The organism is Pseudomonas sp. ANT_J12, assembly GCF_008370045.1.
Classification (GTDB): Bacteria; Pseudomonadota; Gammaproteobacteria; order Pseudomonadales; family Pseudomonadaceae; genus Aquipseudomonas.
Genome location: NZ_VOBN01000001.1, coordinates 720,876 through 736,627, shown reverse-complemented (window position 1 = coordinate 736,627; position 15,752 = coordinate 720,876). Strand labels below are relative to the sequence as shown.

The following is a 15,752-nucleotide window of genomic DNA, read 5'->3' as shown; positions in this document are numbered from 1 at the left end:
AAGTCTCTGATATTGAGTCGCAGAGGGCTCAATGCTGTACTCCAGGCTCGGTTTGACGAGTTCTTGAGACAGTCGCAATGAAAAAGCCCCCCGCGCTGAAGGGCCGGTCCGACCCGGTGTTCGACCTGTTGGCGCAATCACCTCACAAGGAACGCCTGTCGGATTACCTGGCGTTGCTAAAACCCCTGGATGACCAAGGGCGCTACTTGCCGTTTGATGATCTACGCTACCGCTGGGCACCAGGACTGGATAGCCATCTCTGTTGGGCACTGGTCAAGAAGGCCCGAACCGCCCAGTACGCCAGCCTGTTGCCATTGGGTGAACCGATTCAGTGGGGCAGTTTCGTGCTGACACCCGTCGCGCAGAAAGCCATTTCGGCGGTCGATCGGCAAGCCACCACTGCGGCGCTGGCGTACATGAGCAGCCAGATCGGTGAGCACGCGCATTTCAGTTATCTGCTCAATGATCTGATCGAAGACGAAGCCATCAGCAGCAGCCAACTGGAAGGTGCGGCCACCACCACGCGGGTGGCCAAGGACATGCTCAAGCGCAAACGCCTGCCGCGCACGCCGGACGAGCGAATGGTCATTGGTAATTACAAAATGATGAATTTCGCCTGGGACAAGCGTTACGAACCCCTGAGCGTCGAGCTGATCGCAGCGATTCATCGGGTGGGTGTCGAAGGTATCGATGACCCGCAATATGCGCCGGGGACCTTCAGGCTCAACGACAACGTCGTGGTGCAGGACGGTGAGGGCAACACCGTCCACACACCGCCTCCCGCAGCGGGGCTTGAGTCACGCTTGCAGGCACTGTCGACGTGGATCAACCAGTCCCACGACGCCTCTGATCAGGTTGATTACCTTCATCCGTTGATCAAGGCCATCGCGCTGCATTTTGCCCTGGGCTATGAGCATCCTTTTCGCGATGGCAACGGCCGTGTCGCACGGGCGCTGTTCTATTGGTTCATGTTCAAGAATGACTTTTCGGCCTTTCGCTACATAGCCATCAGCGTTTTGCTGCGTAACGCGCCGGTGAAGTACGGGCACTCGTATTTGCATACCGAGTCCGATGAGCTGGACCTGACTTACTTCATCGATTTCCAGTGTTCGGTCATCTTGCGGGCCGTCACCGGTTTTACAGAGGTCTATCGCAAAAACCTGGCATACACCGAGCGTTTTGACCGATGGCTGATGGCCTCCGGATTTTTTGACCAGCTCACCGAAAAACAGCGGGCTATTTATCAAGTGGCCAAGAGTGGGGTGGCGAAGGAGTTTACGGCGGCCAATGTGATGGACAATCTGAATTGCTCGTACAAAACAGCAGCGGCCACCCTGAACGGGTTGGTCGATCTGCAGGTGTTCGAGAAACGCAAGATGGGGCAGGAGTGGGTCTTCTTCTTGCGAACAGGCCCGTAGGAACTGCCGAAGGCTGCGATCTTGATCGTTCCCACGCTCTGCGTGGGAATGCCGCCATGGACGCTCTGCGTCCGCTTAAAAAGTGACGCGGAGCGTCACGGGATGCATTCCTTTGCTGCGCGAGGGAACGATCAAACGACCTGCAGCGGGTTTACAGCGTACCAAACACTTTCTTGGCCAAACTGGTCGCCGCAGCAGCCGGGTTCTGGCGAATGGTTTCTTCCTGTTTGCCGATCATCTCGAACAAGCCGTTCAACGCCTGCTCCGTCACGTAGCTTTCGATGTTGGCGCTCTTCGCGTCCACCACGCCCAACGTCGCCGCCTGGCCGGCGAACGAGTTGTATTGTTTGGCCAGGCCAACCTGGTCGGTGGCTTGCTTGACGATCGGCAGGAACTTGGCGCGGATCTGCTCACGGCTGGATTTATCCAGGTACTGGGTGGCCGAGTCTTTGCCGCCGCTGAGGATGCCCTTGGCGTCGGACACACTCATTTTTTTCACCGCATCGATGAGGATAGGCTGGGCCTGGGTCACGGCGGTTTCTGCCGCTTTGTTCATGCTGGTTTCCAGTTGATCAACCTGGGCGCCCATGCCGAAGGCTTTCATTTTGCTGGCGACTTTGCCCAGTTTGCCCGGCAGTTCGATCTTCACGTCCGGGTTGTTACTGAAACCGCCCGGCGTGCCGAGTTGTTTGACGGCCAGTTGCGCGCCTTGGGTCAGGGCGTCTTTCAAACCACCCGTGGCGTCGTTTTGCGACAGGTCATTGAGGGACAGCGCCAGGGCGCTGGCGGAAATCATCAAGCCTGCGCACAGGCCGGCGAAGCGAAGGGTAGGGCGGAGCATGGCGGCTTCCTTGTACGAATAAGGGAAATTAGCGGACGGCGTCGACGCGGATTTTCAGTGGTTGCGGATCGTTGCCGTCGAGTTGCACGGCATGGTGCTCGGTGGTGATGAACATCAGTTCACCGTTCACCTCAATGCGCGCACTGACCGAATAACGATGACCGGGTTTGACCTGCGCCGGGTCGTAGCTCAGGTGAAACGGCAGCGGGACCTGGCCTTTGACCGGGCCTTTCTGCTCATCGAGCACCACGGCGGGGGCGTCGGCCAGGGACACGTCCTGCAGGCTGACGCTCAAGGTGGCGCTCGGCGGCAAGGCGATGCGTTGCAGATAGAACACTTCGCCATCGAGGCTGGTTTTGGCGCCAGGGTGCAGGGTTTGGCAGGCACCGAGCAGAGTGGTCAGGCAAACAAGCATCAGTTTTTTCATCGAGGGCCTCTAAGACATTGGCGCCAGCAGGAACCTGGCGCCCGGGGAATTTAGCGGATTTTGCGGTGCACGTCGAAATTCAAACAATCGGCTGGCCGATAAATGCAGATCAGCGGGCCGAAACTTCTTTAAATCCAAACGGCACGAGTACGGCGAGATCGGGGTAGACAGAGATATCCTGGCCAAATCGGTTTTCCATGCCTTTCAATGTGTAACGTTTACCGGGAACTACTTGTGCCGGATCGTAATTCAGATAAAACGCCGTGGCTGTTTCTTCATCGCACTGTATACGGACAAGTTCCGCGCCTGGTTCATTATGTTCATGGGCGCGGATGGTAATCGCTTGATCGCGCTCGACAAGTTTTGGCTGTTGCGCCTCAACATAAAGTTGCCCGATCGGACTCAGGTGAAGTGTCTGGTAATGGGGCGCCTTGTCGACAGTGATGAAGTAGTCAAGGTCCAGTAACAAGGGCTGGCGATTATGGCTGAGTTGAACATTGACCTGATATTTGACGCTCACATCTTCATAGTTGTGCGGAAATGAAAAATTCCACTGCCCGTCCGCGATGTCGGGATGAATCCGGTTCATGACAGTGATGGGGCGGGAGGCATTAATGATTTGAATGTTGATGCGTGTCTCACGCTCGCCCTCCGTCGGCACGGAATAAAAAGGCGGGAGCTTGAATGTCAGGGTGATAGTCGAGTTGTTATTCATCGCGATGTCCTTATCGTGATAATGAAAAAACTCAATTTATCCGTTAATTAACTAATAAGGAAACGTCCGTGTTTCCTTGTTAGTTGTCGGGAAGTTACAACGGGCTGGCGTCCGCCGCGTCTTCACTGCGATGCAACGCCACTTGACGGATCGACAAGCGAATCTCCGCCGGCAATACGCGCTTGGCCGCGCCTTCTGCCAACTCGCCGAGCAACTCGTGATAGCTCAGCTTGCCAGCCTCATCGCGCTTGAGTACGTCGAGGTCAAGCAGGGTCTGGATAAAGTGACGGAACAGGCTCTTGTCGAAGAACTCCGGGGCATTCAGGCCATGCAGGATCGACAGGCGCTGGGCCATGACTGTGCACAGGTCTTCCAGCTCTTCGGCGCTGATGCTGTTCTGGCCGCTGTTGAGCAGCAGGGACACCGTCATGTAGAAGCGTTGCAGGGTCTGGGCGATGCTTTTCGACAGCAGGGTCAGCAGCACGAAATGCCGCGAGCTAGGCGCCGGACGCAGGTACACATCGTTCTCGAACCGCAGCAGGCCTTGCTCGACAAAGGCTTCAAGCCATTGATCGACCACCGCCTCCAGCTCATCCATGGACCAGCGAATGAACAGTTCCGATTGCAGGTACGGATACAGCGCGCGGGTGTAGCGCAGAATCTGTTCGCGGCTCATGCGCGACGCGCTCTGGAAGAAGCTCGCCAGCAACGCTGGCAACGCGAAGATGTGCAACACGTTGTTGCGGTAGTAGGTCATCAGGACGGCGTTCTGCTCGTCCAGGTACAGAATCTTGCCCAAGGCATCGCTCTGCTCGGACAGCAGATCCATGTCCTTCACGTGCTCGATCAGCGCGCGACCGTCACCTTCCGGCAACGTGGTGTGCGGCGAGTATGGGACCTTGCGCAACAGCGCCAGATACAAATCAAGCACCCGCGCCATCGCACGATCATCCAGTGCCAGACGGCTGGTGGACAGCAGCGCCAGAGCGACCAGGTTCACCGGGTTGATCGCCGCTGCTTCGTTCAGGTGTTGGGCGACTTTCTCGCCGAGGCGGTTAGTGGTTTCGTTGAGCCAGGCCGGTTTGTACTGCGGGCCCAGTTCCTGTTGGCGCCAGTCCGGCTGTTCGCTGTCGAGGAATTCCGCGAGTTTGATCGGCTCACCGAAGTTCACCGCCACCTGGCCGAAGCGCTGCTTGAGGGCGCCGATGACTTTGAAGATGTCGAAGATCGACTCTTTCTTCTTGCTCGCGCCACGCAGTTCGCCGAGGTAGGTCCGGCCTTCCAGGACACGCTCATAACCGATGTACACCGGGATGAACACGATGGGCATGCGCGACGAACGCAGGAAACTGCGCAGGGTGATCGCCAGCATCCCGGTTTTGGGTTGCAGCATGCGCCCGGTGCGCGAACGACCGCCCTCGACGAAGTACTCGACCGGGAAGCCCTTGGTGAACAGGGTGTGCAGGTATTCGTTGAACACCGAGGTGTAGAGCGGGTTGCCCTTGAAGGTGCGGCGCATGAAGAACGCGCCGCCGCGACGCAGCAGGCTGCCGATCACCGGCATGTTCAGGTTGATGCCCGCCGCAATGTGCGGCGGGGTCAGGCCGTTGCGGAACAGCAAGTAGGACAGCAGCAGATAGTCGATGTGGCTGCGATGGCAGGGCACATAAATGACTTCGTGACCCTGGGCGACTTTCTGCACGCCTTCGATGTGGTTGACCTTCACCCCGTCGTAGATCTTGTTCCAGAACCAGCTCAACACCACTTCCAGGAAACGGATGGCGGTGTAGGTGTAGTCCGAGGCGATCTCGTTGCCGTAGCGCAGGGCCTGGGCCTTGGCTTTCTCCGGGGAGATGTTCTCGCGCTCGGCTTCGTCGAGGATCGCTTGCTTGACCAAAGGCTGGTTGAGCAGGCCTTTGACCAGGTTGCGGCGGTGGGAAATGTCCGGGCCGATCACCGCAGCCTTCAGGTTGCGGAAGTGCACCCGCAGGATGCGCTGGGCCATGCGCACGGTGCGTTCGTGGCCCTTGTTGTGCTCGATCAGCTCGCGCAGATGGATCGGCGCCGAGAACTGCACCCGAGTCTTGCGCCCCAGCACGATGATGCTGAGCAAGCGGCGCAAACGCCCGGTGACCGCCCAGCTGTCGGCGAACAACAGCTTCCACGGGCTCGACTCGCTGTCCGGTGACTGGCCCCAGAACACGCTGACCGGAATGATCTGCGCATCTTCGGCAGCGTTCTGGCTCAGGGCGCTGACCAGGCGGGTCAGGGTCGGCGGCGCGCCGCGTTTGTCCTGGCGGCCGAGCCAGTCGGGCTCCGGCGTCAGGTAGAAGAACGCGGCAGGCTCCAGCAGATTACCCACCGACACCGGCAGCACCGGGCGCGGCAGGCCGGCCTTGGTGCACTCGGCGTCGACCACGGCCAGGTCGGTCAGCGAAGGGTTTTGCAGGACGTAGAACACCGGACGGCTGCGGTCGAGGTTGAGGGTAAGGGACGACTGGTTGATCGTCTCCGAGCGAACCCAGAGGTACAACAGTCGGCGCAGGGTGCCAAACACAAGACGACGGAACGGGGAGCGGGTCATACGGCTTCTGCGTGAGTGAATAAAACCGAGCAGTTGCTCGGGGGGCGGACAGTGTGCCGTATTCGCCGAAAATCGGCAAAAAAGCACTCATCCAATCTGTAGTTGAGAGTTTTCGCGCCTGTCATATACTCGACCGCTCAAAATAAAAAGAAGAGGGACTGATACATGGCAACGCGCGAAACCGGCAATGTGAAGTGGTTCAACGACGCCAAGGGCTACGGCTTTATTCAACGCGAGGACGGGGTGGACGTGTTCGTGCACTACCGCGCGATCCGTGGCGAAGGCCACCGTTCGTTGGCTGAAGGCCAGCAGGTTGAATATGCGGTAGTGACGGGGGAGAAGGGGTTGCAGGCTGAGGATGTGGTGGGGTTGTAGACCCGATTTCCGGATTACGCATGACCTGACCGATCGTTCCCACGCTCTGCGTGGGAATGCATCCCGGGACGCTCCGGGTCCCTTCAACGGCCGAACGCGGAGCGTGGGAACGATCAAAATCACCTGTAGGAGCGAGGCTTGCCCGCGAAGCTTTTAGCGCCAGTGATGACGCCTTCGCGGGCAAGCCTCGCTCCTTCAGGTTTGTGGTGATGCTGCTTTTACGCGGTTTTCCAGGTGATCTCTTCTTCACCATCAACGCTGATACGCATCCAGCGATCCGCCGCTTCTTCACCTTCTTCCTCGACCCACGTACCCGGCGCGCAACGCACTTCGACGTTCAACGCGGCAAAGGCTGCACGGGCGCAGGCGATGTCGTCGTCCCACGGGGTCTGGTCGCTTTCCAGGTAAAGGCTGTTCCATTTGCCCACGGCTTTCGGCAGCCAGGTCACGGGTACGTCGCCGGCCTTGCACTTGTAGGTCTGGCCTTTCTTTACCCACTCGGTGCAGGTGCCGAGCGCGGTGTTCAGCCACTCTGCGACGGCTTTGTAGTCGACGTCGGCGTCTTTCAGGTAAATCTCGATATCGGGTTGGCGCATGGATGTCCTCACTGCGGTCTTGAAAAATCCATTCGCGGATTTAGCCGGCCTCAAGCTGTTGCTCAAGACCAAAAATTATTGAAGTACGAAGTAATCGTAACGCATCGACACGGTGACCTCGAACGGCTCGACCTGCTCGATGACGGCGGCGCGGCGTTCGGCACTGGCGCGCCAGCCGTGGGGCGTCATGGCTAACAGGTTGGCACGATCCTGACCACTTTCCAGTATCAGTTTGAATTCCAGGGTTTCGCTGTGCGCCAAAGCCATGCCTTCCGGCACCAGGGCCAGGTGCTTGTCGTCGGTGTACTCGCGCACTTCGTCGTACAGGCTTTCGCGCAATTCCATCAGGTGGCCGCTGGTCGGGCCGACTTTCATCAAACCGCCGCCGGGGCTGAGCAAGCGCTTGGCTTCTTCCCAGTCCAACGGGCTGAAGACACTGGCGAGAAACTGGCAACTGCCGGACGCCAACGGCACCCGCGCCATGCTGGCGATCAACCAGGTCAGCTCGGGGTTACGTTTGCAGGCACGTTTGACCGCTTCCTTGGAGATGTCGAGGGCGTAGCCGTCAGCATTCGGCAAGGCCTCGGCGATTTGCGCGGTGTAGTAACCCTCGCCACAACCGATGTCGAGCCAGCGCTGGGGCGCGTATTGCGCCGCCAGTTCCGCCAGGCGCTTGGCCACCGGCGCGTAATGCCCGGCGTTCAAGAAATCGCGGCGGGCCTCGACCATCGCCAGGTTATCCCCAGGGTCGCGGCTGTTCTTGTGCTGCACCGGCAACAGGTTCAGGTAACCCTGGCGCGCGCGGTCGAATCGATGCCCGGCGGGGCAGGCCACACCGTTGTCCACCGCGTTCAGCGGTTCGCTGCAGATCGGGCAGGCAAGCATCAGGCGAGCAACTTGATCAGGGTCTGGTAGTAGATTTCGGTCAGCACGTCGAGGTCAGCGGCCAACACCCGCTCGTTGACCTGATGGATCGTCGCGTTGACCGGCCCCAGTTCAACCACTTGGGTGCCCATGGTCGCGATAAAGCGCCCGTCAGAGGTGCCGCCGCTGGTGGACGCCTTGGTTTCGCGACCGGTGATGTCCTTGATGCTCGATGCCACGGCATCCAGCAACGCGCCCGGTTCGGTGAGGAACGGCAGGCCCGACAGCGCCCAATCCACGTGCCAGTCCAGGCCATGCTTGTCGAGGATGCCAGCGACGCGCTTTTGCAGGCCTTCGACGGTGGATTCGGTGGAGAAGCGGAAGTTGAACACCGCCACCAGGTCACCCGGAATCACGTTGGTCGCGCCGGTGCCGGAGTTGACGTTGGAAATCTGGAAGCTGGTCGGCGGGAAGAAATCGTTGCCGTGGTCCCAATGCTCGGCGGCCAGCTCGGCCAGGGCCGGGGCAGCGAGGTGGATCGGGTTCTTTGCCAGGTGCGGATAGGCCACGTGGCCCTGAATCCCGCGCACGGTCAGCTTGGCGCCGAGGGAGCCGCGACGGCCGTTCTTGACCACATCACCGACCAGCGTCGTGCTCGACGGCTCGCCGACGATGCACCAGTCCAGACGTTCCTTGCGCGCGGCGAGGCGTTCGATCACGGCTTTGGTGCCGTGGTGCGCCGGGCCTTCTTCATCGCTGGTGATCAGGAACGCGACCTTGCCCTTGTGGTCCGGGTAGTCGGCGACGAAACGCTCGGCGGCCACGGTCATGGAGGCCAGGCTGCCTTTCATGTCCGCCGCGCCACGCCCGCAGAGCATGCCGTGTTCGTCGATCAGCGCGTTGAACGGATCGATCTGCCAGGCCGTCACCGGACCGGTCGGGACCACGTCGGTGTGACCGGCGAAGCACAGCACCGGACCGTCGTGTTTGCCGTGGGTGGCCCAGAAGTTATCCACATCTTCGATGCGCATTGGCTCAAGCATGAAACCGGCATCGCCCAGGCGCTGCATCATCTGCTTCTGGCAATCGGCGTCGACCGGCGTCACGGACGGACGGCGGATCAGGTCGATGGCGAGTTGAAGGGTCGGCGAAAGGTCGGCGTGGGCCGTCATGGAAAACTCCGGAAGCTCGATTTGTAGGAGCGAGGCTTGCCCGCGAAGAACGATAATGCGGTGTATCTGTTACACCGAGTCGCTTCATTCGCGGGCAAGCCTCGCTCCTACGGGGGTTAGGCTGGGCGCGCAAAATGGCGGTTATCTTAAAGCAAAACGGCGGCCATTGGCCGCCGTTTAGTGCATCTGGACTGATTTAGACGGCTGGTAGCGGCTCAGCCTCGGCGGCCGGTTTCGGCAGCGAAGACAGGAACGCCATGATCAGCGCCGCCAGGTACGGCAGCGACTGCACCAGCAACATGATCACCCAGAAGCGGATGTCGTTGCTCGGCAGGCCCTGCACCAGGAAGATCCCCAGCGCAGCGCCCCACAACAGCAGCATGATGAACACCTCTTCCCGCGCCTCCGAAATCGCCACCCAGAAGCCGTGGTTGTCGGCGTTTTTCGGCGTACGGAAGAACGGAATGCTGCTGGTGAAGAAGCCGTACAGCACCGCTTTGGCGATGGTGTGCGACAACGCCAGCCCGGCCAATGCCGCGCAGAACGCATCTTTCAGGTTAACCCCAACTGCACGGCGGTACAGGAAGATGATCTTGGCCACCTTGAACACGAACAGCGCCAACGGCGGGATCGCGAAGATCAGCAGCGGTGGATCGACCCGTTGCGGCACGATAATCATCGCCGCCGACCACAACAGCGCGCCGACGGTGAAGAAGATGTTCATGCCGTCCGCGACCCACGGCAACCAGCCCGCGAGGAAGTGGTAACGCTGGCCACGGGTCAGCTCGGTGTCCTTGCCGCGCAGCAGGCTGGCGGTGTGACGCTTGATGATCTGAATCGCGCCATAGGCCCAGCGGAAACGCTGTTTCTTGAAGTCGATAAAGGTATCCGGCATCAGGCCCTTGCCGTAGCTGATGTGGTAATACGCCGCCGACAAGCCTTTCTCGAACACGCGCAGACCCAACTCGGCGTCCTCACAGATGCACCAGTCAGCCCAGCCAAGCTCCTCGAGCACCGAACGCCGGGTCATGGTCATGGTGCCGTGCTGGATGATCGCGTCACGGTCGTTACGGGTGACCATGCCGATGTGGAAGAAACCTTTGTATTCCGCGTAGCACAGCTTTTTGAAGGTGCTTTCGTTCTGGTCGCGATAATCCTGTGGCGACTGCACCACGGCGATTTTCGGATCGGCGAAGTGCGGCACCATGTGCTTGAGCCAGTTCGGGTCGACGCAGTAGTCCGAGTCGATCACCGCAATCACTTCGGCATCCTTGGCGGTGTGCGGGATCAGGTAATTCAGCGCGCCACCCTTGAAACCGGCCAACGGGGCGACGTGGAAGAACTTGAAACGCGGACCGAGGGTTTCGCAGTAATCGCGCACCGGCTCCCAGACCGCCGGGTCCTTGGTGTTGTTGTCGATGATCAGGACTTCGAAGTCTGGATAATCGAGGTTGGCCAGGGCGTTGAGGGTCTGTTTGACCATCTCCGGCGGTTCGTTGTAGCACGGTACGTGAATCGAGACTTTCGGTCGGTAGTCCGAATCCCCCACGACCGGCAGGAATTCTCGCCGGCGCTTGTGGGTCCAGACCGCTTCGGCCAGTTCATGGGCTTCGGTCAGCAATACGATAAACACCCCGAGCGCACCGAGGGCGAGCAAGAAGCCCACCGTCAGGCTGAACCAGGTGCTGTATTGCTGGCTGTAGTCGTAGCCGATCCACACCAGAACCGAACCGCACAAAAACGCGATAAAGGTCAGGAAGGTGCGGCCCCGTTGACGCAGGGCCGAGCCGTCGATCATCAGCAAGGTCAGGGACAACAGCGCCAACACGGCCGAGCCGATCGCCAGTACCCGCCACTGCGGGATCGCCACGACCGGGCCTTCGAAGTTGAATTTCTGCTGACGCGCGGCGTTGAACACGCCCCAGTAAGCGCCCACCGAACCTTCGTCCGTGGCCTTCCACGGCTGGTCAAACGCTTCGATCACGAAGTAGTTGAAGCCTTGGCGATTGAGCTTGTTAACCAGTGTGCGCAGGTAGATCGCCTGATCCGCCGGGCTCGAATCGGTGCCGCCACGCATGCGGCCGTTGCTCGGCCAGCCAACCTCCGACAGCAGCAGCGGTTTTTTCGGGAACATCTTTTTCAGGTCCCGGGCGCGGTCGAGGACGAACTGGCCGGCCTTGTCCACCGGAACGAATTCCCAGTAAGGCAGAACGTGCGCGGCGATCAGGTCGACGTGCTTGGCCAGTTCCGGGTGTTCTTCCCAGACGTGCCATTGCTCGGACGTGGTCACCGGCACTTTCACGGCGGCGCGCACGCGGTCGAGGATGACGCTGAGTTCCGCTGCGGTAATTTCCTTACGGAAGATCGCCTCGTTACCAACCACCACGCGAACCACGCTGCGGGAAGTGTTGGCCAGTTCGATGGCGCGCAGGATCTCGCGTTCGTTGCGTTCCTGGTCCGGGCTGATCCAGATCCCCAGGGTCACCCGCAGGCCGAACTCTTCCGCCAGTTTGGGGATGTCCTGCAGCGTGCCATCGACCGAGTAGGTGCGGATGTTGTCCGTCAGCTTGCTCATGATCTCCAGGTCGCGACGCATTTCATCGTCGGACGGGTATTGGTCTTTCTGCGGGTACTGGCCTTGTTGGAACGGCGAGTAGGAAAAACCGGAGATCTGTTCAGGCCAATTGGGGGCGGTGACCGGGCGGTTGATCAGCGCCCAGAAGCCGGTAAACAAGGCTGCGATGGCAAGCACCACGACCAGGTTGAGTCCAAATTTACGCGATGACATAGCTTTTTCGGGTTCCAGAGGCTGTGGAACGAAGGAACGGTCGGCATGCTGCCAAGGGGCGCGCATCCTACACCGTGCTTCCGCTTACCGTACAGGCGGCAGCGAAAAGTCTGACGTTGGGCAATCCGCTTTCACATAAGTTCTTACACTTGTCGCTTGTAGCTTAGAACTTGTTGCTGCGTGGCCCTATAATGCGCGCCGGTTTTTGGGGTAATGGTCATGAGTACAGAAGATCCGCGGTTTGCCGGCATCGCTCGGTTGTATGGCATTGAAGGCCTGGAGCGCTTGCGCGCGGCCCATGTGGCGATTGTCGGCGTCGGTGGCGTCGGTTCCTGGGCGGCGGAAGCCGTGGCCCGCTGTGGTGTGGGCGAGATATCGCTGTTCGACCTGGACGATGTCTGCGTCAGCAACGCCAACCGTCAGTTGCACGCGCTGGACAGCACTGTCGGCAAACCCAAGGTCGAGGTGATGGCCGAGCGCTTGCGCGGGATCAACCCGGATTGCACGGTGCACGCGGTGGCGGATTTCGTGACCCGCGAGACCATGGCCGAGTACATCACGCCGAACATCGATTGCGTGATCGACTGCATCGACAGCGTGAATGCCAAGGCTGCGCTGATCGCCTGGTGCAAGCGGCGCAAGATCCAGATCATCACCACCGGTGGCGCAGGCGGGCAGATTGACCCGACGCTGATCCAGGTCTGCGACTTGAACCGCACTTTCAACGACCCTTTGGCCTCGAAAGTGCGCTCAACCCTGCGCCGCGACTACAACTTCTCCCGCACCGTGACCCGCCATTACAGCGTGCCGTGCGTGTTCTCCACCGAGCAACTGCGCTACCCGAAACCGGATGGCAGCATTTGCTTGCAGAAGAGTTTTGTCGGCGATGGCGTGAAGCTGGACTGCGCCGGTGGGTTCGGCGCGGTGATGATGGTGACGGCGACGTTCGGCATGGTCGCGGCGACCAAGGCTGTGGATAAGATTGTGGCGGGCGTGCGGCGCCCGGCGGATCGCATCAAACCTGCCTGACCTCCATGACCTGACAAAACCTGTAGGAGCGAGGCTTGCCCGCGAAGGCGTCGTACCTGACACACCGCTTTCGCGGGCAAGCCTCGCTCCTACAAGGGCGCAGCCAACTCATTCATCCGCTGTAACACGGCATTGAGGCCATTACTGCGCGAAGGCGACAACTGCCGGCTCAATCCAAGCTGATTGAACCAATCCGGCAAATCCACCTGCTGCAACTCAACCGCCGACAGCCCATTGACCCGCGCCAGCAACAACGCCACCAACCCGCGAATCAACCGCGCATCGCTGCTCGCAGCGAACTGCCAATGTCCATCCTGCAATGCCCCAACCAGCCACACCTGGCTTTCACAGCCATGCACCCGGTTCGCCTCGACTTTATCCACATCGCTCAACGCCGGCAGGCGCTCGCCCCATTGCATCAGCAGGCGCGCCCGTTGTTCCCAGCTCCCGGCCTGCTGAAAGGCTTCCAGTGCCGTAACGGCATCGGCCGGCATACTCATCGCAACAGCTCCAGCGCCTGATCCAGCGCTTCAAAGAACCGCTCCAGATCCTCGGAATCGTTGTACAACGCCAACGACACCCGAATCGCCCCGGCCAATTCGAAGCTTTTAAGCAACGGCATGGCGCAGTGGTGACCGGCGCGTACGGCGATGCCCTGTTCGGTCAGCAGGTGCGCCAGATCGGAGTTATGCACACCCTCGACGACAAAGCTGGCCAGTGCCAATTGCGGTTTGCCCAGCAGGCGAATGCCGTTGCGCGCCTCAAGGCCTTTCAATAGATAGTCGTGCAGCGCCGCTTCATGGGCAGACACAGCGTCTTGATCCAAGCCGGAGAGGTAATCCAGGGTCGCCCCCAGGCCGATCACGCTGGCAATCGGCGGCGTACCGGCCTCGAAACCCAACGGCGCCGGGCGGAAGCGGGCGTCGTGGTAGTTGGCGTCCAGCACCATTTCGCCGCCGAATTGCCACGGTCGCAGCTGTTCAAGGGCTGTATTGCGCCCGAACAGCACGCCCAGGCCATCGGGGCCGTAGAGCTTGTGGCTGGAAAATACATAGAAGTCGCAACCCAACGCCTGCACGTCATGACGACCATGGACCACGCCTTGGGCGCCATCGATCACGGTCAGGGCGTTGTGCGACTTGGCCATTGCCAGCAACTCAGGCAATGGCTGCCAGACGCCGAGCACGTTGGACAGCTGACTGACCGCCAGCAAACGGGTGCGCGGGCCGATCAGTTGCGCGGCGGCTGCGAGGTCGATCACGCCGTTGGCATCCAGCGGCAATACCACCAGTTTCAAGTCGCGACGCAGGGCCAGTTGCTGCCAGGGCAGCAGGTTGGCGTGATGCTCCAGAGCGCTGATGACAATTTCATCGCCCGGGTTGAATAGGTGTTCCAGACCATAGGCCAGGAGGTTCAGCGCGGAGGTCGCGCCGTGAGTAAAAATGATCTGCCCGCAATCGCCCGCGTTGAGCCATTGCGCGACTTTGTTGCGGCTGTCCTCGAACGCCTGGGTGGCGTGGGCGCCGGGCAAGTGTTGCGCCCGATGCACGTTGGCTGCGCCATTGGCGTAGTAATGCGCCAGGGCATCCAGCAGGGCTTGAGGCTTTTGTGTGGTGGCGGCGTTGTCCAGGTAGGTCTGGTCTTGCCGTTGCAGAGCGGCGATGGCCGGAAAATCGGCGCGCCAGGGAGAAGGAATCATCATGCTATCGGGCCCTGGTAAACATGGGCGGGGGGAACGCCTGACCTTGCCCTTGACCTTGATGTTGATCTTGTAGGAGCGAGGCTTGCCCGCGAAGCTTTTGGCGGCCTCAAAGGCCCCTTCGCGGGCAAGCCTTGCTCCTACAAGGGCAGGGCGCAGGTATCGTCGAACGCTCTGCTTAGTTGTGAGCGTGCAGCGCTTCGTTCAGTTCGATGGCCGATTTGTGGGTTTTGCATTCCACGGCACCGGTTTCCGAATTGCGACGGAACAGCAGGTCAGGTTGACCGGCCAGTTCACGGGCCTTCACCACCTTGACCAGTTTGTTGTGCTCGTCCAGCAGCGCAACCTTGGTGCCGGCGGTCACGTACAGGCCCGACTCAACGGTGTTGCGGTCGCCCAACGGGATACCGATACCGGCGTTGGCGCCGATCAGGCAGCCTTCGCCCACCTTGATCACGATGTTGCCGCCGCCCGACAGGGTGCCCATGGTCGAGCAACCGCCGCCCAGGTCCGAACCCTTGCCGACGAACACGCCAGCCGAGACGCGACCTTCAATCATGCCCGGGCCTTCGGTGCCGGCGTTGAAGTTGACGAAACCTTCGTGCATCACGGTGGTGCCTTCGCCCACGTAGGCGCCCAGGCGGATACGCGCCGCGTCAGCGATACGCACGCCGGCCGGGACCACGTAGTCGGTCATTTTCGGGAACTTGTCCACCGAGAACACTTCCAGCAACTCGCCACGCAGGCGGGCTTCGAGTTGATGCTCGGCCAGTTCGGCCAGATCGATGGCGCCCTGGCTGGTCCAGGCGACGTTCGGCAGCAGCGGGAACACACCGGCCAGGTTCAGGCCGTGGGGCTTGACCAGACGGTGGGACAGCAGGTGCAGCTTGAGGTAAGCCTCAGGCGTGGAGGTCAGTTGAGCGTCGTCGGCCAGAATGGTCGCGACCAGCGGCTTGTGGCTTTCGGCCAGACGGGTCAGCAAAGCAGCTTGGCCGGCGTCGACGCTTTTCAGTGCTTCAGCCAGTTGCGAAGCCTGGGCGGTGGTGAACGCGATGGCCTGGTTGCCTTCGGTGTAACCCAGCACTGGCGCGATGGCCGCGACCAAATCGGCCGACGGGTTGAGCAGTGGCTGTGCGTAAAACACTTCCAGCCAGGCGCCTTGACGGTTTTGAGTGCCGACGCCGAAGGCCAGGCTGAACAGGGAATTGGACATGTTGAGACCTCTAACAAAAAGGAACGGGCTG

General features: G+C 60.5%; 14 protein-coding genes. 3 read left to right on the top strand and 11 right to left on the bottom strand.

Annotated features, from left to right (window positions below; all coding sequences use genetic code 11):
- Positions 1 to 77 precede the first annotated feature (77 nt).
- Positions 78 to 1,418 carry a Fic family protein gene (locus FQ192_RS03645; protein WP_149657396.1) on the top strand — a complete coding sequence of 447 codons (1,341 nt, stop codon included), beginning with the start codon at positions 78 to 80 and terminating at the stop codon, positions 1,416 to 1,418.
- A gap of 151 nt (positions 1,419 to 1,569) precedes the next feature.
- On the opposite strand, the gene FQ192_RS03640 is transcribed toward FQ192_RS03645, so the two are convergent.
- From FQ192_RS03640 to plsB, 4 genes are all read right to left on the bottom strand, one after another.
- On the bottom strand, positions 1,570 to 2,259 hold the full coding sequence (locus FQ192_RS03640) for a DUF4197 domain-containing protein (protein WP_149657395.1): 690 nt from the start codon (positions 2,257 to 2,259) through the stop codon (positions 1,570 to 1,572).
- Between the two features lie 28 nt (positions 2,260 to 2,287).
- The gene (locus FQ192_RS03635; RefSeq protein WP_149657394.1) at positions 2,288 to 2,686 is read right to left on the bottom strand and encodes a YbaY family lipoprotein; all 399 of its coding nucleotides are present in this window, start codon (positions 2,684 to 2,686) and stop codon (positions 2,288 to 2,290) included.
- 109 nt (positions 2,687 to 2,795) lie between these two features.
- A complete protein-coding gene (locus FQ192_RS03630; protein WP_149657393.1) occupies positions 2,796 to 3,401 on the bottom strand; it encodes a hypothetical protein in 606 nt (201 codons plus the stop codon).
- Between the two features lie 94 nt (positions 3,402 to 3,495).
- Entirely contained in the window at positions 3,496 to 5,985 is a 2,490-nt protein-coding gene (plsB, locus tag FQ192_RS03625; RefSeq protein WP_149657392.1) for a glycerol-3-phosphate 1-O-acyltransferase PlsB, read from the bottom strand.
- A 165-nt stretch (positions 5,986 to 6,150) separates the two neighbouring features.
- Between plsB and FQ192_RS03620 the strand changes: the two genes are divergently transcribed.
- Positions 6,151 to 6,360: a cold-shock protein gene (locus FQ192_RS03620; protein WP_010462862.1), complete on the top strand. Its 210-nt coding sequence runs from the start codon at positions 6,151 to 6,153 to the stop codon at positions 6,358 to 6,360.
- 218 nt (positions 6,361 to 6,578) lie between these two features.
- Here the strand turns inward: FQ192_RS03620 and FQ192_RS03615 are convergent, their stop codons facing one another.
- The 4 genes from FQ192_RS03615 to FQ192_RS03600 form a co-directional block, all read right to left on the bottom strand.
- A complete protein-coding gene (locus FQ192_RS03615) occupies positions 6,579 to 6,956 on the bottom strand; it encodes a hypothetical protein (RefSeq protein ID WP_149657391.1) in 378 nt (125 codons plus the stop codon).
- A gap of 75 nt (positions 6,957 to 7,031) precedes the next feature.
- Entirely contained in the window at positions 7,032 to 7,841 is an 810-nt protein-coding gene (locus FQ192_RS03610) for a putative RNA methyltransferase (protein ID WP_123405727.1), read from the bottom strand.
- Positions 7,841 to 8,992 carry a succinyl-diaminopimelate desuccinylase gene (gene dapE / locus FQ192_RS03605; protein ID WP_149657390.1) on the bottom strand — a complete coding sequence of 384 codons (1,152 nt, stop codon included), beginning with the start codon at positions 8,990 to 8,992 and terminating at the stop codon, positions 7,841 to 7,843. Before dapE ends, FQ192_RS03610 begins: the two co-directional genes overlap by 1 nt.
- A gap of 196 nt (positions 8,993 to 9,188) precedes the next feature.
- Positions 9,189 to 11,780, bottom strand: a complete 2,592-nt coding sequence (locus FQ192_RS03600; protein WP_149657389.1) for a glycosyltransferase — start codon at positions 11,778 to 11,780, stop codon at positions 9,189 to 9,191.
- Positions 11,781 to 11,999: 219 nt separating this feature from the next.
- Here FQ192_RS03600 and tcdA point away from each other — a divergent pair, with 219 nt between their 5' ends.
- Complete coding sequence (gene tcdA / locus FQ192_RS03595; protein ID WP_173860471.1) at positions 12,000 to 12,809, top strand: tRNA cyclic N6-threonylcarbamoyladenosine(37) synthase TcdA; 810 nt, start codon at positions 12,000 to 12,002, stop codon at positions 12,807 to 12,809.
- An 89-nt stretch (positions 12,810 to 12,898) separates the two neighbouring features.
- Here the strand turns inward: tcdA and FQ192_RS03590 are convergent, their stop codons facing one another.
- The 3 genes from FQ192_RS03590 to dapD all read right to left on the bottom strand — a co-directional run bounded on the left by FQ192_RS03590 (position 12,899) and on the right by dapD (position 15,721).
- Positions 12,899 to 13,309, bottom strand: coding sequence for a SufE family protein (locus FQ192_RS03590; RefSeq protein WP_149657388.1), 411 nt, complete (start codon positions 13,307 to 13,309; stop codon positions 12,899 to 12,901).
- A complete protein-coding gene (locus FQ192_RS03585; protein WP_149657387.1) occupies positions 13,306 to 14,511 on the bottom strand; it encodes an aminotransferase class V-fold PLP-dependent enzyme in 1,206 nt (401 codons plus the stop codon). The genes FQ192_RS03590 and FQ192_RS03585 overlap by 4 nt, the downstream gene beginning before the upstream one ends.
- Before the next feature lie 175 nt (positions 14,512 to 14,686).
- On the bottom strand, positions 14,687 to 15,721 hold the full coding sequence (gene dapD, locus FQ192_RS03580; protein ID WP_149657386.1) for a 2,3,4,5-tetrahydropyridine-2,6-dicarboxylate N-succinyltransferase: 1,035 nt from the start codon (positions 15,719 to 15,721) through the stop codon (positions 14,687 to 14,689).
- Positions 15,722 to 15,752: the final 31 nt, after the last annotated feature.

Excerpts from the sequence above, each read along its gene's own strand:
- FQ192_RS03645 (WP_149657396.1), top strand. The coding sequence starts at position 78 with ATGAAAAAGCCCCCCGCGCTGAAGGGCCGGTCCGACCCGGTGTTCGAC.
- FQ192_RS03640 (WP_149657395.1), bottom strand. The coding sequence starts at position 2,259 with ATGCTCCGCCCTACCCTTCGCTTCGCCGGCCTGTGCGCAGGCTTGATG.
- FQ192_RS03635 (WP_149657394.1), bottom strand. The coding sequence starts at position 2,686 with ATGAAAAAACTGATGCTTGTTTGCCTGACCACTCTGCTCGGTGCCTGC.
- FQ192_RS03630 (WP_149657393.1), bottom strand. The coding sequence starts at position 3,401 with ATGAATAACAACTCGACTATCACCCTGACATTCAAGCTCCCGCCTTTT.
- plsB (WP_149657392.1), bottom strand. The coding sequence starts at position 5,985 with ATGACCCGCTCCCCGTTCCGTCGTCTTGTGTTTGGCACCCTGCGCCGA.
- FQ192_RS03620 (WP_010462862.1), top strand. The coding sequence starts at position 6,151 with ATGGCAACGCGCGAAACCGGCAATGTGAAGTGGTTCAACGACGCCAAG.
- FQ192_RS03615 (WP_149657391.1), bottom strand. The coding sequence starts at position 6,956 with ATGCGCCAACCCGATATCGAGATTTACCTGAAAGACGCCGACGTCGAC.
- FQ192_RS03610 (WP_123405727.1), bottom strand. The coding sequence starts at position 7,841 with ATGCTTGCCTGCCCGATCTGCAGCGAACCGCTGAACGCGGTGGACAAC.
- dapE (WP_149657390.1), bottom strand. The coding sequence starts at position 8,992 with ATGACGGCCCACGCCGACCTTTCGCCGACCCTTCAACTCGCCATCGAC.
- FQ192_RS03600 (WP_149657389.1), bottom strand. The coding sequence starts at position 11,780 with ATGTCATCGCGTAAATTTGGACTCAACCTGGTCGTGGTGCTTGCCATC.
- tcdA (WP_173860471.1), top strand. The coding sequence starts at position 12,000 with ATGAGTACAGAAGATCCGCGGTTTGCCGGCATCGCTCGGTTGTATGGC.
- FQ192_RS03590 (WP_149657388.1), bottom strand. The coding sequence starts at position 13,309 with ATGAGTATGCCGGCCGATGCCGTTACGGCACTGGAAGCCTTTCAGCAG.
- FQ192_RS03585 (WP_149657387.1), bottom strand. The coding sequence starts at position 14,511 with ATGATGATTCCTTCTCCCTGGCGCGCCGATTTTCCGGCCATCGCCGCT.
- dapD (WP_149657386.1), bottom strand. The coding sequence starts at position 15,721 with ATGTCCAATTCCCTGTTCAGCCTGGCCTTCGGCGTCGGCACTCAAAAC.